At 70.0% G+C, this 20674-nt stretch carries 21 protein-coding genes and 1 pseudogene; 17 read left to right on the forward strand and 5 right to left on the reverse strand.

What is annotated here, in order from left to right; all coding sequences use genetic code 11:
- The first annotated feature begins 469 nt into the window (after positions 1-469).
- A complete protein-coding gene (locus tag ABR738_RS02535; RefSeq protein WP_350228297.1) occupies positions 470-817 on the forward strand; it encodes a hypothetical protein in 348 nt (115 codons plus the stop codon).
- 394 nt (positions 818-1211) lie between these two features.
- Here the strand turns inward: ABR738_RS02535 and ABR738_RS02540 are convergent, their stop codons facing one another.
- The 3 genes from ABR738_RS02540 to ABR738_RS02550 form a co-directional block, all read right to left on the reverse strand.
- Positions 1212-1775, reverse strand: a complete 564-nt coding sequence (locus tag ABR738_RS02540; protein WP_350228298.1) for a dihydrofolate reductase family protein — start codon at positions 1773-1775, stop codon at positions 1212-1214.
- Between the two features lie 263 nt (positions 1776-2038).
- Entirely contained in the window at positions 2039-2632 is a 594-nt protein-coding gene (locus ABR738_RS02545; RefSeq protein ID WP_350228299.1) for a DUF4291 domain-containing protein, read from the reverse strand.
- Between the two features lie 234 nt (positions 2633-2866).
- Positions 2867-3556 (reverse strand): FadR/GntR family transcriptional regulator, encoded by a 690-nt coding sequence (locus ABR738_RS02550; RefSeq protein ID WP_350228300.1) that lies wholly within the window; start codon positions 3554-3556, stop codon positions 2867-2869.
- Between the two features lie 189 nt (positions 3557-3745).
- On the opposite strand from ABR738_RS02550, the gene leuA reads away from it, so the two are divergent.
- The 14 genes from leuA to ABR738_RS02620 all read left to right on the forward strand — a co-directional run bounded on the left by leuA (position 3746) and on the right by ABR738_RS02620 (position 17550).
- Complete coding sequence (gene leuA / locus ABR738_RS02555; protein ID WP_350228301.1) at positions 3746-5542, forward strand: 2-isopropylmalate synthase; 1797 nt, start codon at positions 3746-3748, stop codon at positions 5540-5542.
- On the forward strand, positions 5539-6357 hold the full coding sequence (locus ABR738_RS02560) for an ABC transporter ATP-binding protein (protein WP_350228302.1): 819 nt from the start codon (positions 5539-5541) through the stop codon (positions 6355-6357). Before leuA ends, ABR738_RS02560 begins: the two co-directional genes overlap by 4 nt.
- A 171-nt stretch (positions 6358-6528) precedes the next feature.
- On the forward strand, positions 6529-7758 hold the full coding sequence (locus ABR738_RS02565) for an MFS transporter (RefSeq protein WP_350228303.1): 1230 nt from the start codon (positions 6529-6531) through the stop codon (positions 7756-7758).
- A 202-nt stretch (positions 7759-7960) separates the two neighbouring features.
- Positions 7961-8329: a cupin domain-containing protein gene (locus ABR738_RS02570; RefSeq protein WP_350228304.1), complete on the forward strand. Its 369-nt coding sequence runs from the start codon at positions 7961-7963 to the stop codon at positions 8327-8329.
- Positions 8330-8372: 43 nt separating this feature from the next.
- Positions 8373-9908 carry an amino acid adenylation domain-containing protein gene (locus tag ABR738_RS02575; RefSeq protein ID WP_350228305.1) on the forward strand — a complete coding sequence of 512 codons (1536 nt, stop codon included), beginning with the start codon at positions 8373-8375 and terminating at the stop codon, positions 9906-9908.
- A 74-nt stretch (positions 9909-9982) separates the two neighbouring features.
- The gene (locus ABR738_RS02580; protein WP_350228306.1) at positions 9983-10414 is read left to right on the forward strand and encodes a hypothetical protein; all 432 of its coding nucleotides are present in this window, start codon (positions 9983-9985) and stop codon (positions 10412-10414) included.
- On the forward strand, positions 10402-11580 hold the full coding sequence (locus tag ABR738_RS02585; protein ID WP_350228307.1) for a cytochrome P450: 1179 nt from the start codon (positions 10402-10404) through the stop codon (positions 11578-11580). The genes ABR738_RS02580 and ABR738_RS02585 overlap by 13 nt, the downstream gene beginning before the upstream one ends.
- A 95-nt stretch (positions 11581-11675) precedes the next feature.
- Complete coding sequence (locus ABR738_RS02590; RefSeq protein WP_350228308.1) at positions 11676-11912, forward strand: phosphopantetheine-binding protein; 237 nt, start codon at positions 11676-11678, stop codon at positions 11910-11912.
- A complete protein-coding gene (locus ABR738_RS02595) occupies positions 11912-12652 on the forward strand; it encodes an SDR family NAD(P)-dependent oxidoreductase (protein WP_350228309.1) in 741 nt (246 codons plus the stop codon). Before ABR738_RS02590 ends, ABR738_RS02595 begins: the two co-directional genes overlap by 1 nt.
- A 66-nt stretch (positions 12653-12718) precedes the next feature.
- Positions 12719-13540, forward strand: a complete 822-nt coding sequence (locus ABR738_RS02600; RefSeq protein ID WP_350228310.1) for a PAS domain-containing protein — start codon at positions 12719-12721, stop codon at positions 13538-13540.
- A 273-nt stretch (positions 13541-13813) separates the two neighbouring features.
- A complete protein-coding gene (locus ABR738_RS02605) occupies positions 13814-14443 on the forward strand; it encodes a TetR/AcrR family transcriptional regulator (protein ID WP_350228311.1) in 630 nt (209 codons plus the stop codon).
- Complete coding sequence (locus ABR738_RS02610; RefSeq protein ID WP_350228312.1) at positions 14440-15135, forward strand: VC0807 family protein; 696 nt, start codon at positions 14440-14442, stop codon at positions 15133-15135. The genes ABR738_RS02605 and ABR738_RS02610 overlap by 4 nt, the downstream gene beginning before the upstream one ends.
- Before the next feature lie 215 nt (positions 15136-15350).
- A complete protein-coding gene (locus tag ABR738_RS02615; protein ID WP_350228313.1) occupies positions 15351-16727 on the forward strand; it encodes a hypothetical protein in 1377 nt (458 codons plus the stop codon).
- Positions 16728-17232: 505 nt separating this feature from the next.
- The gene (locus ABR738_RS02620; RefSeq protein ID WP_350228314.1) at positions 17233-17550 is read left to right on the forward strand and encodes a Rossmann-fold NAD(P)-binding domain-containing protein; all 318 of its coding nucleotides are present in this window, start codon (positions 17233-17235) and stop codon (positions 17548-17550) included.
- A 173-nt stretch (positions 17551-17723) separates the two neighbouring features.
- Here the strand turns inward: ABR738_RS02620 and ABR738_RS02625 are convergent.
- Together ABR738_RS02625 and ABR738_RS02630 are read right to left on the reverse strand one after the other, a co-directional pair.
- Positions 17724-18105 (reverse strand): annotated as a pseudogene (locus ABR738_RS02625) (FKBP-type peptidyl-prolyl cis-trans isomerase).
- Between the two features lie 268 nt (positions 18106-18373).
- Positions 18374-18823 (reverse strand): DUF7144 family membrane protein, encoded by a 450-nt coding sequence (locus ABR738_RS02630; RefSeq protein WP_350228315.1) that lies wholly within the window; start codon positions 18821-18823, stop codon positions 18374-18376.
- A 466-nt stretch (positions 18824-19289) separates the two neighbouring features.
- Between ABR738_RS02630 and ABR738_RS02635 the strand changes: the two genes are divergently transcribed.
- Together ABR738_RS02635 and ABR738_RS02640 are read left to right on the forward strand one after the other, a co-directional pair.
- Positions 19290-19547 carry an SCO0607 family lipoprotein gene (locus ABR738_RS02635; RefSeq protein WP_502964202.1) on the forward strand — a complete coding sequence of 86 codons (258 nt, stop codon included), beginning with the start codon at positions 19290-19292 and terminating at the stop codon, positions 19545-19547.
- A gap of 368 nt (positions 19548-19915) precedes the next feature.
- Complete coding sequence (locus ABR738_RS02640) at positions 19916-20671, forward strand: (5-formylfuran-3-yl)methyl phosphate synthase (RefSeq protein ID WP_350228316.1); 756 nt, start codon at positions 19916-19918, stop codon at positions 20669-20671.
- Positions 20672-20674 lie beyond the last annotated feature (3 nt).

Genomic DNA, 20674 nt, shown 5'->3' on the forward strand with positions numbered 1-20674 from the left:
TGGTCTTGCCCACCCCATACGTCTTGGCCAGCTCCCGGACCGTACGCCCCTCCGTCAGGCTCCGGAGGAACACCGCCAGCGCATTCGCCTGGGTGGTCTCCCCTTTCGGTTCACTCTGCGGACGTCCCGCTCTGCCCATCCCGAGCTCCTCCCTGCCCGCGGGGCTCCGGGGACTCCGGCTGCCCCGCTTCGACTGACGTCCCAGCAGATCAGTCATGCGTCGGGCGTTCCAGCAGTTGTCGGACAACCTGGTGGTCCGTGGCGGAATTCCACGCGACTCATCCGGCGGCGAAGGGGGCGGGACCGATGTGAACCCCTCCCTGTCCGCCGGACAATGCCGATTGTCCGCGGCTGACCTGGGAGTTCGCTGCTTTTCGTGGACGGACAACCGGGTCGTCCCAAAGCTGGGGTCACCGGTTCGAACCAGCGGCCGGGACTACCGGAGAACTTTGCTGAGAGGGACGAACACATGCGAAAGAAGCTCGCTCTGCTCGCCATCGCCACAGCGGCGGTCACCGTGGTGACCGTCGGGAGCCCCGCCAGCGCCGACACCCGCGTCATCAAGGGGGCGTACGTGTATTTCGACCCCGCCCAGAACATGTTCGGAATCGGCGACACCGAGCCCGACGGCCGTACCCCGTACCTGGACGTCAGCGTCAACGGTGGACCCATGCAGACGTTCGGGAACCACAACGGCAACGGGACCTGGCGCGACGTCCGCTCCAACGAGACCGGCATCCGCGACGGAAACTCCCTCGCCTGGCGGGCGAGGGTCGGCGGCGGGGCGACCTCCAGCTGGGTGTACGAGCAGGCCTGAGCCGAGCGGTACAGCAGCCCGTTCCTGACAGCCGAACGCCGACCGGTGACGGGGGGTCGGTGATCGGTGATCGGGGCCGGGTCCGGGGACAACTGGCCCCGGACCCAGTCATGTTCACACCGGTTCATCGACGCGGGGGCGAGCTGGGTGTCGGAGTGCCGGGGGGCCGACGCGCGGAGCCCCGGAATGCGGGGGCGCCGGACGCTCGCGGATGAGGCCGACATCGGGGCCGTCACCGACAGGCTCTCCGCCTCCGCGACGGGGCGACCGGGCTCCTCCACGCGTCGGCGGACCGCGCTCGGCACGCTTCAATGAGACACGCGGGTCCGAGGTCTACCCTGCGTCGCGGCGGATACCGGCCCGCTCCGCCCATCGGTGCGTACACGACGGGCGCTCAGCGCCTCCTCTCGTACCTGGTCAGGATCACGCCGCAGGGCAGCGTTCGCGTCTCCACGAGGTTGAGGTTGACCCAGTTGTCCAGCACCGTGAAGAACGGGGTGCCGCCGCCTACCAGGACGGGCGCGGTGGCCAGCACGTACTCGTCGATCAGTCCGGCCCGCATGGCCGCCCCCGCGAGCGACGCGCCGCCAATGTCCATCGGCCCGCCGTCCTCGGCCTTGAGCCGGGTGATCTCGGCGACCGCGTCGCCAGGGACCAGGCGGGTGTTCCAGTCGACCGTGTCGATGGTCGAGGAGAACACCACCTTCGCCATGTCCCGCCAGCGGCGAGCGAACTCGATCTCCGCCGGAGTGGCATTGGGCTGCTGGTCGCCGGTCGGCCAGTAGGAGCTCATCGTCCGCCACAGCTTGCCGCCGTACAGCGACAAATCGGTCTCCAGCAACTGGTCGGACCAGAACTGGAACAGCTCATCGCTCGGCGCGCTCCAGCCGATGTCGTCGCCCGGCGCGGCGATGTATCCGTCCAGGGTCACGTTCATGCCGTAGATCAGTTTCCGCATGGGGCCAGCCTTCCGGGTGTTGGTCTCATGCCTACAGACCGGCGCGCCGGGGGAAGTTCACCGGTGCGCCATCTGAACTTGCCTGCGGTCGCGACACTGGTCGAAACAGCACGTCCAGCAGCGCCTTCCCCTGCGAACGGCGCTCAAGTGGGAAGCGCCACCCCGTGCCCCGATCACGGGCTGAACCCCGTCGGCCCACAGGAGAGGCAACCCTCCGAGACGCAGAGGTTGTCGGACCCGGTCCCAGATCGGCGAAGGCGGGCTCAGCCGCGCAGATGGGCCGTGAGCCGGTCGCTCGCCGGGTAAGGGCTTTCCGCGGGGAGGAGTCGCTGAGCGGCGTCCAAAGCGCCCTCCCTGACGTGGGCATGGATCGTGCGCGCGAGCATGGTGACGTCTCGGATCGAGACGATCCAGTCCTCCGCATAGCGCCCGCCGGCTTCACCGGCGAGGCCGAGTTGCAGGGAGCGGTGCGCAAGCGGCTGTAGGCGCAGGTCGCGTTCGGGGTCCCACTGCACCCGGGCCGGGGCTCGTTTGAGCCGGCGCTTCCAGGTGGCGCGGTCGGGATGCAGCCCGTGCTCGTAGCGCGCCAGGCAGGCGTTGGCCAAGGCCCATTCGAACCCGTCACGGGTGATTTCGACAGCGAGGACGGTCTCCTGGCCCTCCTTGGCCGCCCAGCCGCAGCGATACATCATCCAGAGGAACGACGGCTTGATCCACGTCATTCGGTCCCGCCGCCACGTCGGGGGAAAGCGCCCGTCGAGCGCTGCGGGCAGGCCGATCTGCGGCGCGTACGCCTGGTAGACCGTCACCGTGGTGGCCGTATGGAGGGCGCGGATCTGATGCTTGGGCTCTGGCACGGTGACCAGAGTCGATGTTGGGCGCGCTCCGCGCCAACGAATTACCAGAGGTTGGACTGGCGGAGGCCCCGACCCCGTGCGGCGCCGCCAACTTGGGCTTGGCATTGGGGGGAGGCGCCGACGCGGGAGAACAGGGTGGTCCAGGAGGCGGGACGGCCGCCGCCTCCCGGACTCCGTCGGCGGACACCGCGCCCGCGGAACAGGCGCACCGGCATCGCGCAGCCGGACGCGGGGTCAGATCGCCTGGAGGCGTTCGAGGGTCTGCTTCAGCTCGTCGCGCAACGTGTGCCCGGCGGATTCGGCGTCCTCCCGCGCGATGGCCTCCACGAGCAGGGCGTGTCCGTCGTCGCCGTGGTTCGGGTCACCGGAGCGCAGGTTCAGCAGCTCCACCAGGTCGATCAGCCCTTGGCGCAGGACGGGTACGAACTCGGCGAACAAGGCGGTGAGTACGGGGTTGTGCGCTGCGGCGACCACGGCCGAGTGCAGGGCGATGTCCGCGTCGACGAACTCGGCGTTGCCCGCGCCCGCGGCGTCGCGGCGCGCGGCCAGCGCCTGGTGGAGGGCGGCGAGGTCGTCGTCGGTGCGGCGCTGCGCGGCCATCTGCGCGGCTTCGACCTCGATGAGCATGCGCACTTCGTAGACGTCGGTAACGGCCGCGCGCCGCAGGCTGGTTGGCCAGTCCTCCTGGGGTTTGGTGGCGATGACGAAGACCCCGGCGCCCTGGCGCGGCTGCACGAGGCCCGCGCCGGCGAGCGCGCGCAGGGCCTCGCGTACGGTCGAGCGCCCCACGCCGAGGATCTGGGCGAGCGAGTTCTCACCGGGGAGTTTCGTTCCGACGGTCCACTCCCCCTGGATGATCTGCTCGCGCAGCCGCTCAGTGGCCTGCTCGACCAAGGGAGTTGGCCGCAGTGCGCCCAGAGGCATTCGTCGCTCACCGTCACTTTCACTTCTCGGGTTGTCTGAGGTGTTCAGTTGTGGTTACTGTACCCGGCATGTCGCTGTGCGAGCTTCTTCTTCTCGGTCGCCGCTGCGGGGCCTGATCCGACCGGCACCTCGCAGCGGGTATCGGGACGTGCCGGTCACCAGATGGCTGACTGAAAGAAGTTCCGCCTCATGACTTCCTCCCAGACCCAGACTTTCACCACCCTGCGCACCCCGTCCGGACCGGTTCCCGTGGACGCTCCGGCGTGGAACCCCCAACGGCCGAGCGCGATGCCGCACGAACGGTACCGGCCCGCGCACGACCGGGTCGCGCTGCCGCTCACCGACCGGACCTGGCCCTCGCGCCGGCTGGAGCGGGCCCCGCTGTGGGTGCCGGTCGATCTGCGCGACGGCAACCAGGCGCTGGCCGAGCCCATGGACACCGAGCGAAAGCGCCGGATGTTCGACCTGATGGTCACCATGGGCTACAAGGAGATCGAGGTCGGCTACCCCTCCGCCAGCCAGACCGACTTCGACTTCGTACGCCACCTCGCCACCAGCGGCGCAGTCCCCGACGACGTCACCATCTCCGTCTTCACCGCCGCCCGCAACGACCTGATCGACCGCACGATCGCCTCCATCGAGGGCCTTCCCCGCACCGTCGTGCACCTCTACACCGCCACCGCGCCGACGTGGCGCGACGTGGTCCTTGGCCGCTCCCGCACCGAGCTCCACGGGATGATCCTGGATGCCGCCGGCTATCTGATGCGGCGCGCCGACGAGCGGTCGGGGGGTGACATCCGGTTCGAGTTCTCCCCCGAGGTCTTCAACCTCACCGAGCCGGACTTCGTTCTGGACGTCTGCAACAGCGTCACCGAGCTGTGGGACGCCTCCCCGGACCGGCCGGTGATCCACAATCTCCCGGCCACGGTGGAGATCGCCACGCCCAACGTGTACGCGGACCAGATCGAATACATGGACCGTCACCTGGCGCGACGCGACGCGGTGATCCTCTCCGTGCATCCCCACAACGACCGCGGCACCGGCGTCGCCTGCGCCGAACTCGCCGTGCTGGCGGGGGCGCAGCGGGTGGAGGGCTGCCTCTTCGGCAACGGCGAGCGGACCGGCAACGTCGACCTCGTCACGCTGGCGCTGAACCTGTACGCGCAGGGCGTGAACCCCATGGTCGACTTCTCCGACATCGACGCGGTGCGCGACGTGGTGGAACACTGCAACCGGCTGCCCATCCACCCGCGCCACCCCTACGTCGGCGAACTCGTCCACACGGCATTCTCCGGAACCCACCAGGACGCCATCGCCAAGGGCATGGCCCACCACACGAAGCGGGCGGCCGAGCTGGGCGTGCCGGCCGAGGAGGCGCCCTGGGAGGTGCCATACCTGCCGATCGACCCGGGTGACATCGGACGTACCTACGAGGAAGTCATCCGCATCAACTCCCAGTCCGGCAAGGGCGGAATCGCCCACCTGCTGTACACCCACCACGGCCTTGACCTGCCCAAGGCAATGCGCCCGGACTTCTCCGGCGCGGTGCAGCGGGCCACCGACGCGAGCGGGCAGGAGCTCTCGCACAAGGATCTGTGGGACCTGTTCCGCACGCACTACATCTCCCCCGCGCAGGACGGTCCTGTCGTCCTGAACTCGTGGAGTACGACCGAAACCGGGCCCGGTGAGCACCGGTTCAGCTGTGTCCTGAGCGCGAACGGCCAGGAACGCTCCTACGAGGGCACCGGCAACGGGCCGCTGTCCGCCCTCACCCAGGTCCTCGCCGGCGCCGGCATCGCCGTCGACATCCTCAACTACGCCGAGCACGCCACCAGCGCGGGACCCGGCAGTCCCGCCGTCGCGTACGCCGAGTGCCGGGTGGACGGGGCCACCTTCTGGGGCGCCGGCTGGGACACCTCCATTCTCGCCGCGTCGGTGCAGGCCGTGCTCGCGGCCGTCAACCGGGCCGGACAGGCCGGACGGTGACCGGCGCCCACGCCTCCCACGCTCCCCCCGTCCTGCGCGTGGACGGTGTCGACCTCGTGCGCGACGGCAATATCATCCTGCACGACGTGTCCTTGACCGTACGGCCCGGCGAGCACTGGGCGCTGCTCGGGCCCAACGGCGCCGGGAAGAGCACCCTGCTCGGACTCCTGGGCGCACTCACCCACCCGACGCGGGGCACGGTCGACGTCCTCGGGCACCGCCTCGGCCGGGTCGACATGCGCCAACTCCGTTCGTACGTCGGCCATGTGGACCCACGCCACGCCTTGCGCACACCCCTGCGGGTCAAGGACGTCGTCCTGACCGGGCTGACCAACACCGTCGAACGCGTGCCCCGCTGGAATCCGACGCCCGAGCAGGCCGACATGGCGACGCGCCTCATCGACCTGCTCGGGCTGGGGGAACGGCGCGCCGCGCGCTGGCCCACGCTGTCCCAGGGCGAGCGGGGCAGGGCCCTGATCGCCCGCGCGCTCATGCCAAGTCCGCGGTTGCTGTTGCTCGATGAGCCCGCGACGGGTCTGGACGTCGCCGGCCGGGAACAGCTCGTCGAACGGATCGACACCCTTCAGCGGACCCGTCCCGAGCTGTCGTCGGTACTGGTCACCCACCACCTGGAGGAGCTTCCTCCCGGTACGACGCACGCCATGCTGCTGCGCGAGGGTCGCCCCCTGGCCTCCGGACCCGTGGCCGAGGTCTTGACCAGTGATCAGGTCAGCAAGTGCTTCGACCACCCGATCCACCTCGACCGCGCCGACGGCCGGTGGAGTGTGCGCGCCCGCCGCCCGTCCCTGCCGTAACCCCGGCTGACGACGGCGAGTTGCCGGTAGGGGCGCCGACCCCGCTCCCCCACCGGCAACGTCCTGGGCCCGCACCGTCGCTGAGCTGACACCTCAGAGGACCTGAGGGCCCGATTCTGATGACCTGGGTCAACCACCGGCATCCCTACGGACGGAATGAACGGTTTCACGATGAAAAAAGGGCAACTCGGCTTTTTGGCCGGTACGCATGTGGTCAACGACCTCTACCAGGGCGCGATCCCCGCGATGCTGCCGCTTTTGATGTCGCAGCGGCACTACAGCTACGCCGCTGTCTCCGGTCTCGCGTTCGCGGCCAGCGGCGTGTCCAGTCTGTTCCAGCCGCTGTTCGGGCTGCTGTCCGACCGCAGGCCGCGGTCCTGGCTGGTGCCTGTCGGGTTCGTGACGGCGGCGTTCGGCGTGGTGGCGGCCGGGCTCGCCGGAAATTATCTCCTCACCTGGCTGTGTGTCGCATTGGCGGGCATCGGCATAGCGGCCTACCATCCGCCGGCCACCAGCCAGGCCCGCGCGGCCGGCGGTTCGTCGCAGAAGGCGATGAGCGTCTTCTCCGTCGGCGGCACGGTCGGCGGCTCGCTCGCTCCCGCGCTTGTCACCCTGGTGATCGGCTCCCTGGGGTTCTCGCGCAGTTACCTCCTGGCGATCCCCGCCCTGGCCATGGTGGCGCTCTGGGTGCTGCGAGGGCCGTGGATGCGGTGGCGCGGGTACACACCGGCGGCGCCGCTGGTCACCGGTGTCCCGGCCGGCGCGGGCGCACGGGGCGGTGGCCGCACGGACGACTGGCGTTCCTTCACGCGCCTGGTGGTGGTCATCATCGGCTGGTCGATCCCCTTCGTCACGGTCACCTCGCTGGTGTCCCTGCACGCCCAGCGCGACCTGGGGCAGTCCGCGGGAGCCGGTGCCACCGTGCTCACCTGCTACACCGCGGCGGGCGCTGTCGGCACCCTGCTCGGCGGGTGGATCGGCGACCGGTATGGCCGGATGGCCTCGGTCCGGATCGGCTACTTCGTGGCGCTGCCCGCCCTGCTGGGCATCGCGTGGGCTCCCGCGTTCCCCATCCTGGTGGTGAGCACGGTGGTGTTCGGTACCGCGATGTTCCTGCCGTTCGCCGCGCAAGTCACGCTCGCCCAGGACTACTTGCCCAACCGGCCGGGGACGGCCAGCGGATTGACCCTGGGGCTCGCCATGGCGGCGGGCGGCCTGTGCTCCCCCGCCTTCGGCTGGCTGGCCGACCGGGCCGGCCTGGGTGCCACGTTCTACGCGCTGCTCGCCGTGTTCGTCGCTCCGGTCGTCCTGGCACTCCGCCTCCCCGACCACAAGACCGCCGCGCCCGAGCACCCGGCCCCCGAGCCGACCGACAGCGCGGAGTTTTCCCGAAACGCATAAGACGGCCTTTCCCTTCCAGAACCTCCACTTCGCTATGCCTCCCGCGACCCCTCAACTGTCCAGCATTTGAAATGGCGTTGAGGACGGCCGGAAGTACCACGTACGGTCGAATCGGATACGGGATTCGCCGCCGCAGGAAACTGAACGGCCGGCGCGAGGATTTTCCGTACCGTCAAGTCGGCATGCGATCGCAGGGGGACCGATGAAGATCAACTGGGACGATCACGAGGAACTGAAGGCCGAGGGAATCGCATTGGCCCGGCGTTTCGCATTCGGCCAGGAGATGTCCTGCCTCAAGGTGGTCGCCGACCAGTCCGGTGACCTGAACCTCCCGCCGCACTGGCACGAGAACGAGCAGTGGGTCGTGGTCACCGAGGGGACGATTCGGTTCGTCTGCGAGGGCACCGAGTATGAACTCAATTCCGGCGACGTGGCCTACCTCCCCGCGCGTTCGCGGCACACGGCCACCTTCGTCGGCGAAGAGGGAGCCGTTCTCCTGGAATTCTCCGCCCCGCCGCGACTCGACCTCGCCCCCGGATCGATCGTTCCGTCGTCGATGAAGTTCGACTGACCCGGCGACGGCCGGCAACTGCGTCGAAACGGGGGTATCGATCATGAGCAGCATGTACGGCCCGGCCAACCGGGAAGCGACCATCCATGACGCGTTCACGCGTGTCGCCCAGCGGTTCCCCGAGCGCACGGCCGTGGCGTCGGCGGCCGGCGCGACGAGCTACGCGGAGCTGGCCGCCGAGGCCCGTCGCGTCGCCCACCACCTGAGCGGCCTCGGGGTCCGGCCCGGCAGCGTCGTTCCCGTGGTGGCCCGCAGATCTCCGGAGCTGGCCGCGGTCATCCTCGGCATCCTGATGGCCGGCGGCGCCTACGGAATCCTCGATGTGCGGTGGCCGGCCGCGCGGATCGCCCAGTTCTCGCATGCCATGGGCGCCGAGGTCGTCCTGGCGGACACCGCGGGATCGGCGGGCCTCCGCCAGGCGTCGATCGACCACCTCACCTTCGGCGAGCTGCGCAACCCTACGGCGCGCCTCGGCGCCGCATCCCGGCCACTGCCCGCGGTCGGACCCGACGCGTGTGCCACGGTCTTCTGGACCTCCGGAAGCACCGGCACCCCGAAGGCGGTGCTCTCCCCGCACCGGGCGACCACCCGGCTGTTCACACCCGAGCCGTTCATGGACTTCGGCGAGGAACCGGTGATGATCAACGCGGCGGCGGTTGCCTGGGACGCCTTCACCCTGGAGTTGTGGGGCATGCTGCTCACCGGCGGCACGGCGGTCGTCCACGAAGGCGACCTGTTGCTGCCGCCGGCGATCCGGGCGTACATCAGCGACTTCGGCGCGACCCATCTCTTTCTCACTCCGTCGCTCTTCGATGTGATCGCGGACGGCGACATCGACTGCCTCGCCGGTCTGCGCGCGGTGCTCCTCGGGGGAGACAAGCCGTCGCCCGCCGGCTGCCGCAGGCTCCACGAGGCCCATCCCGACATCGAGTTGTACAACGGGTACGGTCCCGTCGAATCGTGCGTGTTCGCCACCACCCACCGCATCACCAAGGCCGACAGCGCGGCAGCGGGCGGCATTCCCGCCGGCCGGCCCGTGCCGGGCACGGATCTTCATGTCGTACGGGACGGCTCCCTGGCATCCCACGGCGAGACCGGCGAGATCGCCATCGGCGGCGCCGGGCTCGCTCTCGGCTACCTGGACGCGCCCGAGCAGACCGCGGCCGCGTTCACGAACGTACTGATCGACGGGCACGAGCGCCGGGTGTATCTGACCGGTGATCAGGGCTGGATCGACGACGTCGGCCGCCTGCGCATCGTGGGCCGCAAGGATGCCCAGCTCAAAGTCGCCGGGCACCGGATCGAGCCTGCGGAGATCGAAGCGGCGGCCCGCTCGCTCGGGAGCAGGCGGTCGGTCCTGCTGCCGATCCCCGACCGCAACGGGACCCCGCGCATCATCCTGTTTGCCCAGACGCCCGACATCGCCATGACGGAGCAGGACATGCGGGGCCGGCTCGCGAAGCTGCTGCCCGCCTACATGGTGCCCACCAAGGTCCACTTCGTCTCCGCCATGCCGCTCATGGAGAACACCAAAATCAACAAACGCGAACTTTCGGCACGCTTCGGCTACGTCTCCTGAAGCCGCCCTCATCCGCCTCACGCCGCCCTTTCCCCATCTTTTGGCGATCCCGCGTCCAGGGAAGGACCCTCGTTTTGAGTACGCAAAGCCGCACGGAAGAAAAGTTTTCCTTAGCGCTGGAATCCATCCAGAGCAAGCGCCGGATCGAGCGGGTCATGGAAGCGGCGAACGCTCTCCTTGAGAGGTACGCGAAGCAGTCCGATCCCGAGGAGCGTCTGCGTCTCACCTTCGAACTTCTTCGCCGCAATTTCGCCGAAGAAGTCTCCCTTTCCTTCGACGGCCTCTCCCTCGCGACCGACGCGAAGTCACCCGGGGGAAGCAGCGGCGGAAAGATCGAATTCAGCTGCGACATCGTCGGCGCCGAGGGGCGTTCGGGAACACTCACCGCATTTTACACAGCCCCCGGTTCCCTGGGGCTCACCGATTCCGAATGGCTCGATGCGATGCGCCTGCTGGCCGGTATCAGCGGCTTGGGTGTCGGAGGACATGCCACGTGCTCGGGGTAAGTACGGAAGAAATCCTCACCAGGCCGCCGGAAAGCGCCGCGAGCCTGCTCGCGAAGCCCTATTGGTACCGGGAATTGCCGCCGGGGACCGATGTGCACCGGCTCGACGAGGGACTGTTCACCGTCACCGGGAACGCCGCGGTGCACGATGTGCTGACCCACCCCGGCATCGTGGCCGAGCACCCGCTCAAGGCCAGCGCACGGGCTTTCGGGCCCAATGTGCTCGACGCCGACGGCCCCGCCCACAAGGCCTTCCGCGCCCTGCTCGCTCCGGTCCTGTCGGCGGGACGGATAGCGGAGTACCGGGGGACCCTGATGCCCCGCCTCATCGACGCGCTCGTGGACACCGTCGCCGGGACCGAGACGGACGACTTCTACAACTCCTGCGCCCACACGGTCCCTTACGGCATCGTGTGCGCCATCCTCGGCATCGACCCGGCCCTTGAGGAACGCTTCCACGAGCTGACCCGCCCCCTGGCCCGCCTCCTGGACTACCCCACCGAGGAGAGCTCCCAGACCCATGCCAACGTCGCCGAACTGCTCAGGCTCATCGAGGAGCAGCGCGCCCTGGGGGCGGCCGACTCACGCTCCCTCCTGGAGACCATTGAACGGACCCGCGACCGCAAGGGCATCAGCCTCACGGACAGCGAGGTGCGCTCGACGGCCCTGCTGTTCTTCCTGGCCGGCACGGAGACCAGCAGCGCGTTCATCACCTCGCTGGTGTACTGCGTGGGCCGGTCCGTCCTCGGCCTGGACGAACTCCGTGACGAAACGGCCCGGGAGGCGTTCATCGAGGAGGCCCTGCGGCTCTATCCGCCGGTGCAGACGATCGTCCGGTTCGCGGCTGAGGATGTGACGGTCCAAGGCGTCGACATCCCGCGGCACTCGGCGGTACTCGCCTCGATCGCCGGGGCCAACCGGGATCCGCGGATGTTCGACGACCCCGACCGGTTCCGGGTCGGCAGGAGCCTGAAGGGCTCGATCCCCTTCGCGGTCGGCGCCCACGCCTGCCCGGGGGCGATGCTCGCCAAGGCGGAGTTCTCGCTGCTCATCGCGGCGCTCGCCGAGCGTTGCTCGGAGGTGGTCGTCACCCGTGATCAACCGACCATGACGAGCCAGTCGTTCGCCCACCCGGCCGGCTTCTCCGTGCACTTCAGGACCAAGTAGGCGTATTCCAGGCGAAATAGGCCTATTCCAAGCAGGTAGGCAGCAAGCAAGTAGGCACCAAGTTGGCGCGTTCCCAGCAAGAGAAAGAGGAAGCCGTGGAAAGCAAGATAGCGCTGCTCCGTGACTGGCTCGGCGGCCTGCACGAGGAGCCGGTCAGTATCCAGAACGACACGGACCTCGTCGAGTCGGGCGTGGTGACCAGCCTCCAGTTCGTCCAAATGGTGATCGAGATCGAGCGTCTGCACGGCCGGAAGCTGGACCCGGGCGTCATCACCATCGAGTCCATGCGCACGCTCGACGCCATCGACACAGCCGTGTTCCAGGCTGCCTGATGGGTTCACCGAACGCGCGTGTCGCCGTCGTGTCCGGGACCTCGTCCGGGATCGGTGCGGCCGTCGCGACGGAGTTCCTGAACCGGGAGTACACCGTTGTCGGCCTGTCCCGGCGGGGGAACCCCCGGCTCGCGCAGGAGACGGGTTATGTCGACTGCCTGGCCGATCTCAGAGACGATGACGCCGTGCGGTCGGCGCTCGATTCGGTGTCGTCCACGACCGCCGCCGGTGTGCGGGCCGTGGTGCTCAACTCCGGTGTCTCGCCGGACCCGGTCGACCTCCGCAAGCTCGACTGGCGGGTGGCGGCCGACGCGTACGAGAACAATGTGCACACTGCCCTGAGTCTCATCCAGGCGACGGCCCCCCTGCTCGCTCGGGGCGGGGACGGCTCGCTCACCTTCGTCGGGGCGAGCCTGGCCAACGGGTACCAGCCGGACCGGTGGGCCTACGCGGCCAGCAAGGCCGCGATGACGGCCCTGATGCGGGCCTGCTCGGTCGAGTTCTCCGACGACGGAGTCGTGGCGAACGAGGTGCGCCCCGGCCCGGTCGCAACGGCCATGACGTTGGCCGGACTTGACGGTGAGGCCGGCGATCAGATCATCCGCGCCATCAACGAGGGCTTCGGCACGGACTGGCTCAAAGCGCCGCGCACGGTGGCCGAATGGATCGTCTCCATCGCCGAGTTCCCCTCGAACGGACCCACGGGCCAGGTCTTCAACTACAGCCGCAAGGTGCTGTGACCGGGTTCCCCCGTTCTTCCCAGCCGCGAAACCACATTCCGCGTCACTCGAGAAAGGCATGCCATCATGTCCAGTCACCCTTCGTCCGAGCAGCTTCTCGACCTGTTCAACTGGGCCTCCCCCGCCATGCTGGTGACCGACGCCGACGGCCGCGTCGTACTGGCGAACAAGGCCGCCTCGGAGCTCCTTTCCCACCATGCGTCCGCCGGTGCCAAGCTCGCCGACGCCCTCGGCATCGACGACTACGCCGCTCTCCTCGCGGCCGGTGAGCCGGTGGAGAACCTGGACGCCGGCTTCGCCAACGCCGACTTCCCGTCCGGCTATGCCAACGTCGGCTTCGGCGAGGTCGAGGGCAGTACGTACGGTTTCTGGGCGCTGCGCCCGGTGACGACGCACCCGACGCCCTCGCCGGGGGCCGGTCGGGGCAACTCCACCGCGCAGGCCTGGATCAGACAGGTCGACCGGGCCGACGCGGCGTACACCCCGGCGGGTGAGGACGCCGTCAAGTTCATCCAGGCGTACTACGACACCTGCCCCGTCGCCATCCACCTCATCGAGGAGGACGGCACCGTCGCCCACGCCAACTGGAAGGACATCGCGATCGTCGGCGCCGACGAGCAGCCGGACACTTACGTCGGTCACCACATCCGCCACATCTACGCCGACCAGGAGGTCGTGGAGGACTTCCTCGGCCGCTGGGGCGAGGACGCGCCGATCATCGACTTCCGTGCGGACTTCCTCAACAAGGGTGAGCGCGTGCCTGTCGTGATCTTCTCCACCGCGAAGGTCGAGGACAACAAGCTCAAGAACACCCGCTGCTTCGTCTTCCCGGACAGCCACCCGGACCGCAAGCGGGACAAGGTCAAGGCGCTGGACCTCAACTTCTGAGCCGAAGCGCACCACTTTTCCGAAGGCGGGTGCCCCGATAGGACCGGCCCTGGCGGCCCGGGAGTGCCGGGCCGCCATCCAGGGCCGGAAGAGGGCGCGTGGCTTCTGGCGTCCGCAGTGCCCAGAGCGCTCCCGTCCAGGTCGGGGCGGGGGCGCAACCAGGCACTGTGGTGGGCGAGTCGAGACGAGACGAGGGTGACTGGCTGGGGCCCGTCCTGAGCCAGGTCGGTCGCCTTCGGTTTCAACGGTCGTCCGGCACGGAAGAATTTACCTGTGCAGGTAACACCGGGCAGTCGGGGCCGGCGACGGTCGCCAAGTGCGACGGCGCGGCGCGAGCAGATCATCGCGGCCACCGTGCGGATTCTGGCCGAGAGCGGATACGGACGGACCACCTTCGAGCGGGTGCGGCAGCGGGCCGGAATATCCAGCACCCGGCTCATCTCCTACCACTTCGGCACCCGGGACGAGCTGATGGAGGCGGTGCTGACCGACATCGCCCTGAGGGCCCAGGACGCCATCGCCCGCCGCACCGAAGGCGCGCCGACCGCCACCGCGCGCCTCACCGCCCGGATCGAGGCGGAGCTGACCTGGATCGCGCGCAACCTGGCCGCTGTCCGGGCGATGTACGAGATCTGCGTGAACGCCAGGGACGCGGACGGGGCGCTGCGTTACGGCCCCGAGGCGTCGGCCCAGTCCAACCTCGCGGAACTCGAACCGATCCTGCGCGCCGGCCAGGAGAGCGGCGAATTCCGGGAGTTCGACACCACGTTGATGGCACTGACCCTGAAGTCCGCGATCGATGCCGCCATCGTACGTATGACACAGCCACCGCGTCTGTGCGTGGACGACTGCCTCCGCGAGATCACCACCCTGGCCCTCCTCGCGACCCGGAGGACGTCATGACTCCACGCGGCGTCCCGGTGGGGACGGCCCCCGAGGCACCGCCCCGGCCCAGCGGCCGGCGAGTGCTGCTCGGCGTCCTTGGGGACATCGTGGTCCCGATCGCGCTGTACTACGGCCTGCGCGCCGCCGGCGTCAGCGTCTTCGCCGCGCTGCTGGTCGGCGCTCTCCTGCCCGCGCTCACCACGGCGGCGCAGTGGCTGCGCACCCGCAGTGTGGAGGGCATGGCGGGCTTCGTCGCCGGGACCATGATGCTCGGCGTCGCGGCCGCACTGATCGGCGGCAGCCCCCGTTTCCTGCTGGCCAAGGACGGCTGGCTGACCGGCGCGGCCGGGCTGTGGTTCCTGATCTCCATCCGGGCCAGGCGCCCTCTGCTCTTCCACGGCGGCCGCCCCCTGCTCGAGGGTCGGTTCCGCTCCGACGGCACCTCCTGGGACGTGCTGTGGGAACGCGAGCCGGCCTTCCGCAGGATCTGGCGGGTCTCGACCGCGATCTGGGGCGCGGCGATGCTGCTCGACGCCGCCGCGCGGGTCGTGATGGCCTACACCCTGCCGGTGGACGCGGTGCCCGGCCTCGGCGCGCTCCTGTGGCCCGTCACGCTGCTGCTGTTGCAGGTGGTGAACGGCGTCTACTACGAGGTGTCCGGGCTCTGGCGATTGATCTCGGGGGCGGGTGTGCGCCGGACGGATGACTGAACGTCCATCACGGTGTCCGCCCGCGCGCTGGAGCGGGTGGACGAGATCAACGTACCGGCGCGTACCGGCGCGGTCGGCTGAAGCTGTCGCGGATTCCACCGAACCGGGTGGGGCGCCAACCAGCTGGGGCCGGTACGCGCTCTGGGTCGAAGGCGGCGATGCGGCAGAGGTAGCGAGCGACGGCCGAAGCGTAACGGCGATGCCCACCGCGGGGTTTGAGCCCGCGTCGGGGCGCCGAGGCAGCCGAAGGCGTCCTGCACATGGCCTACGGCGGTGACTCCGATCACGACGGCGGCGTGCGGTGGGGCGTGGCGGAGGCGGACGCCGACGGCGTCGTCATTCGCGAGGTCCGCGACTGCGTCGGGGCAGCGCCGCAGGCCACGCGGGTGCCCGTGCCGTACCGGCTGGACGACGGCCGGGTGGGGGTCGCCGCGCTGTGGCCGGTCGTCTGGCGCTCGGACGACCAGCCGTATTGGCGTTATGTCCACAACGGCTGGTCGACGGAGCGGCCCGGCACCTTCCCCCCTGCCCTCGATCCGGCGTGCCCCAGCCCGGAACTGCCGTACGAGGTGCGGATCTACAGCGTGCCGGACGGTGTTCTCGGCGAGGACCATGGTGGTGGCGCCCCGAGCTGGTGGACCCGGGCGTGGTGTGACCGCCTCGACAACGCCGTCCTCCTGGCGGACACGGCGGTCGCCCATCGGCTGAGCGTGCCGGAGCGTCCGGCCGGCGGTGACTGCGGCGATCTGCGCGCCGAGATCTGGCAGCACGCCACCGCCGAGCCGTGGTCCCGGCCCGTACGGGTGCACGGCGCGGACGCCCACCCCGACCGGCCGACCGTTCCCCGCCTGCCCCCCGGCCACTGGCCCGAGGGCCGCCCGGCTTCCGTCGACCCGACACCGGAACCACGATGGTTCACGAACGCGGAGCACCCGCCGACGTGCGACCTCCGGGTCTGGACGCCGGGGGGTGACTGGATGACACTCGGCTGGATCGTCGGCGGCCGCGCGCAGGCCGGCATCACCGCCCGCCTGCTGTGCGTCGGCACCGGCGGCCCCTTTACGTTCGCCGATACGTGGGGACCGCACGAGCCCGACGACTCCAACTACAACTGGACGGAGCAGGGACGGGAGTTGCTGGACTGGCACCCTGAGGAGCCATACGTCGACGGCGCCGCCCACTACGACGAGGTGCGCCGCCGAGAGGCCGCCGACCTCGTGGCCGCGCTCGTCGAACGCAGCGGTGGCACGCTGACCGCCGAGCAGGTCACCGCGCGGCTCGCGGCCGGCGGGCGGGAATACCGCGACTTCCTGCGCGTCGGGCAGGTCTGCGTCTTGGACGTTCTCAGAGAGAAGCGGCTGGCCGCCGAAGTGGGCAGCGAGGAGCGGATACGGATGCGTGGGGCGCTGGACGCCCTGGAGAACCACCACCGGGTCGATGACTGGGTGATCGAGCTGACCATGACGCACCTGGCCACGAACCCGCGCGACGCGCACTACACGGAGAACGCGAGGCGGTGGCGTCGCCGGGCCACGCAGGAGTACCTGGCACCCAGCAAGGACACCGCCGGGGTCCCCGGCCTGGCGACCTGACCTGCCCCGGGGGGCCGACCCCGGGCGCCCGGCCGGGGCGGCACCTGCGCGAGTCCGCCGCGCGGCCCCGAAAGCCTGGCCGTGTGCCGCGGTGGCGATGCACGCTCCGGGGAGTGCGCCGTCCCGCCGCGCCGGAAGCGGGGTCCGTCCTGGACACTCGCGGAGATGGCCGCCGGGACTGGGTTCCGTCCCGGTCCCGCCGTCGTCGCGGAGCTCATCGCGGCCGGCCCACACCGTCACCGCTCTGGCGCGCCCGGACGCCGCAGCCGCCCGCCTTGCATCGCTGGGCGCCACACCGCACCTCGGGCTCCCTGGACCACCTGGACAGCCCGCGTCGGGGCGCCGAGGCAGCCGAAGGCGTCCTGCGCATGGCCTACGGCGGTGACTTCTCCGACCCCGACGACATGATGTGGCGCGACCGTAGCGCCATCGAGGCGCTTGGCCGGTCGCTGGAACACTCGGGCAAGCCGTTGGTCGTCTGGTCGTCACCTCGGGAACGCTGGTCATGCCCGGAGGCCGGGAGACCACCGAGAAGGACGAGCCCGACACGGCCGGGTTCGCCGCCTTCCGCATCGCGGGCGAGCGGGCCTGCCTCGCATTCACCGCCCGGGGCGTACGCGCGAGCGTGCTTCGGCTCGCTCCCACTGTCCAGGGCCCCGGTGACCACGGTTTCATCGGCATGCTCATCGCCACCGCGCGCAAGACCGGCGTCTCGGCCTACGTCAGCGACGGCGGAAACCGCTGGCCTGCGGTACATCACTGCTGGGCTGGTCCCCCACACACCCGACGCTGCTCGAAAACGCGGAGTACGGCGACTATCTGACCTCGCCGGCCTCCTGACCGCCCCACCGATCGCGGGCCGGGGCCGAGCTCCCTTGGCGTTCGGGCACTCGGCACTGTGGCTCTCTCCGGGCGCACGACGCGCGCCCGGTCCCGCCGCGGGCAGGCCCGCCAGGGCTGGCCTGCCGCATCCGGTGAGGTCGGGCGCGGTCGCGGTTACTTCACCGCGAGCAGGTCCACGACGAAGATGAGGGTTTCCGCCCGGCCTGATCGCCGGACCCGCTCCCCGGTCCCCGTAGCCCAGGTGCGCGGGAATGACCAGTCGACGGCGGCCCCCGACCTTCATTCCCTTCACTCCCATGTCCCAGCCCTTGATGACCTGACCGGCCAGCAGGTCGAACTCGAAGGGCTCCCCCCGGTTCCAACTGGCGTCGAATTCCTGCCCTGTCGAGTGCGCGACGCCGACGTAGTGGACGGAGACCCGGCTCCCCTTGACCGCCTCGTCCCCGTCCCCCAGCCACAGGTCCTTGATCTCCAGGAACTGCGGCGCCCTGCCACGCGGAACTTCGATCACGGGCCGTTCCGGATCCCTGCTCATCGGCCACACTCCCCATCAAACCGGGCCCCGGACAGCCGGAGCCGCATCTCACGTCGTACGAGTCGTCCACGACGACCCGCACCACGCTACCGACCTCCAGCCACAGCCTTCGCACCCCCGCCCGGTGGAGCCCCGTCGGGCGGACCCGCGGGGACACCGCAGCGGGCCCGCTCGGCTGGTGCGGTGTCTTCCGGGGGAGCATCGGGCCGCGCGCGCCGGCCAAGAGCGGTCCGCCGCTGCGACTCTGAGGGGTCTGATGGTGTCGGCCTCAGTGTGCCGTCCTCGGTCGGTCCGTGAGCAGCGACCAGATCACGAAGACACCGATGGCGACGGCGATGACGGCCCAGATCGGCTGGTAGGGCAGCCAGATGAAGTTGGCGACGATACTCAGCGCCGCCAGGCCTACGCCGAGCGCTCGGGCCCACTCGGCGCCTTTCAGGATCCCCGCGCCGGTGATCACCAGGAGTACGCCGATGATCAGGTGGATCCAGCCCCAGGCGGTCAGGCTGAACTCGTACGTGTAGTCGCCGACGCGCGCATACACGTTGTCCTTGGCGATACCGGCGATGCCGTTGAGCACGGCCAGCACACCGTCGACGAACAGCAGGACCCCGGCGAACACGGCGCCGCCGCTCGCCCAGGGTGATCCGCCCGGCCTGTTGTCGGTACGGGGATGAGTGGGTGACGGTCCCCCCGGCGGGGGCGCGGTCTGTGCCATGACGGCCTCCTTCTGCCTGCGTGTCGGCGGTCTTGACGTGCCCGACGTTCCGCTTCACCGGGGACGTACGCCACCCGGGTGGGGCCATTCGAGTGAATCCCGATCCGGCCATCGGGTGGGCGGCCCCATGCTGGTCCGTCCCCAGGGGCGCCCCGGTCGAGGTCGACGCCTTCGCGTTGTGCGTGCTCGTACGCACTGACCGGCAGCGGAGGTCTGCATGAACCGCGATGGCCTCAACACCCCCCACAGCGCGACGAGTTCGAGCAGAACGCGGTGCACCCTCTCCCACCGCGGCCCGTCCTCAGCCAGGGCGGCGTCCCCCTGTGATCGGGCCGCCGCATTCTGGGCAGGGTCGGTACAAGCGACTACTCATCGGGAGGTCACCGTGCGCCAGCCCCCGCACGCGACACGCGCAGCCGAGGCTTCGTCCGGCCGAAGGCGCCTCAAGCGGTTGCCGGCCCGGGTGGTGGTGGCAGCCGTGTTCGTGGCTGTCACCGGCTGCTCGACGCAGGACGCGATCTGCGGCGGCGGCGAGTACCCCGTCCTGAACGTGGGCTCGGCGGGCAGGGCCTGCGTGGACAAACAGCGGGAACCGCCCCAGGGGTATGTCCGCTATCCCCAGGGCAAGGTGCCGGAACACGTGGGCGACAAGTGGGACAAGTACTGGGAGACCCACACGATCGACCGGAGCGGAAAGATCACTGGAGTGCCGCCCCGGTCATGACACGCACATCGACAACCGGGGACGCTCGCGGGTTGTCCCCCTGTCACCCTCGGCCGACACTCTCCGACCAGACACGAGCCCGTACGCGCTCATCGGCCCGGCCATCGGAGACATGAACAGGGCGACGCGCGAGGTCCGGCTCAATGGTCCGGCCGCGGTGCCCGACGCGGCGGATTGACACGGGGAGCGACCAGGCGGCGCACTCCGCACGGAGACAGCGCACACCGCACCGGGAACGCGCCCTCAAGAACCCCGTGCGCGCCCTACCGGGCCCGCACGATGCCAGAAATGATGAACACACCGCGTGAACCAGGTGATCCGCGCCCCTGGCCTTCGGCCATGGATGGCGCGGCGGAAGGAGACCGTTGGTGTTACTTCTCATTTCCCCGGACAGCGTCGAGGAAGCCCTCGACTGCGCGAAGGCGGCAGAGTACCTGGACATCGTCGACGTGAAGAAGCCCGACGAGGGCTCGCTCGGCGCCAACTTCCCCTGGGTGATCAGGGAGATCAGGGACGCGGTCCCGGCCGACAAACCCGTGTCCGCGACGGTGGGGGACGTCCCTTACAAGCCCGGCACGGTGGCCCAGGCCGCCCTCGGCGCGGTGGTCTCCGGCGCCACTTACATCAAGGTGGGGCTCTACGGCTGCACCACGCCCGAGCAGGGCATCGACGTGATGCGCGCGGTCGTCCGGGCGGTCAAGGACCACCGTGCCGACGCCCTCGTCGTCGCCTCCGGTTACGCCGACGCCCACCGGATCGGGTGTGTCAACCCACTCGCCCTGCCCGACATCGCCGCTCGTTCCGGTGCCGATGCCGCCATGCTCGATACCGCCGTCAAGGACGGGACCCGGCTGTTCGACCACCTCGCACCGGACGTCTGCGCCGAGTTCGTCATCCGGGCCCACGCCGTCGGGCTGCTCGCCGCGCTCGCCGGCAGTGTCCAGCGCGGCGACCTGGCCGCGCTGACCCGGATGGGCACCGACATCGTGGGGGTGCGCGGCGCCGTCTGCGAAGGCGGTGACCGGGTCGCCGGACGCATCAGGCCCGACCTGGTGGCCGCCTTCCGCGCGGAGATGGACCGACAGGCCCGGGAGCACGCCGCCGGCGTCCCCACGGCGGGCTGACCC

This window comes from Streptomyces sp. Edi4, assembly GCF_040253615.1.
Taxonomy (GTDB): Bacteria; Actinomycetota; Actinomycetes; order Streptomycetales; family Streptomycetaceae; genus Streptomyces.

What these genes read in the sequence shown, in the direction of transcription:
- ABR738_RS02535 (WP_350228297.1), top strand. Translation starts at nt 470, where the DNA reads ATGCGAAAGAAGCTCGCTCTGCTCGCCATCGCCACAGCGGCGGTCACC.
- ABR738_RS02540 (WP_350228298.1), bottom strand. Translation starts at nt 1,775, where the DNA reads ATGCGGAAACTGATCTACGGCATGAACGTGACCCTGGACGGATACATC.
- ABR738_RS02550 (WP_350228300.1), bottom strand. Translation starts at nt 3,556, where the DNA reads ATGCCTCTGGGCGCACTGCGGCCAACTCCCTTGGTCGAGCAGGCCACT.
- leuA (WP_350228301.1), top strand. Translation starts at nt 3,746, where the DNA reads ATGACTTCCTCCCAGACCCAGACTTTCACCACCCTGCGCACCCCGTCC.
- ABR738_RS02565 (WP_350228303.1), top strand. Translation starts at nt 6,529, where the DNA reads ATGAAAAAAGGGCAACTCGGCTTTTTGGCCGGTACGCATGTGGTCAAC.
- ABR738_RS02570 (WP_350228304.1), top strand. Translation starts at nt 7,961, where the DNA reads ATGAAGATCAACTGGGACGATCACGAGGAACTGAAGGCCGAGGGAATC.
- ABR738_RS02575 (WP_350228305.1), top strand. Translation starts at nt 8,373, where the DNA reads ATGAGCAGCATGTACGGCCCGGCCAACCGGGAAGCGACCATCCATGAC.
- ABR738_RS02595 (WP_350228309.1), top strand. Translation starts at nt 11,912, where the DNA reads ATGGGTTCACCGAACGCGCGTGTCGCCGTCGTGTCCGGGACCTCGTCC.
- ABR738_RS02600 (WP_350228310.1), top strand. Translation starts at nt 12,719, where the DNA reads ATGTCCAGTCACCCTTCGTCCGAGCAGCTTCTCGACCTGTTCAACTGG.
- ABR738_RS02610 (WP_350228312.1), top strand. Translation starts at nt 14,440, where the DNA reads ATGACTCCACGCGGCGTCCCGGTGGGGACGGCCCCCGAGGCACCGCCC.
- ABR738_RS02620 (WP_350228314.1), top strand. Translation starts at nt 17,233, where the DNA reads ATGCCCGGAGGCCGGGAGACCACCGAGAAGGACGAGCCCGACACGGCC.
- ABR738_RS02630 (WP_350228315.1), bottom strand. Translation starts at nt 18,823, where the DNA reads ATGGCACAGACCGCGCCCCCGCCGGGGGGACCGTCACCCACTCATCCC.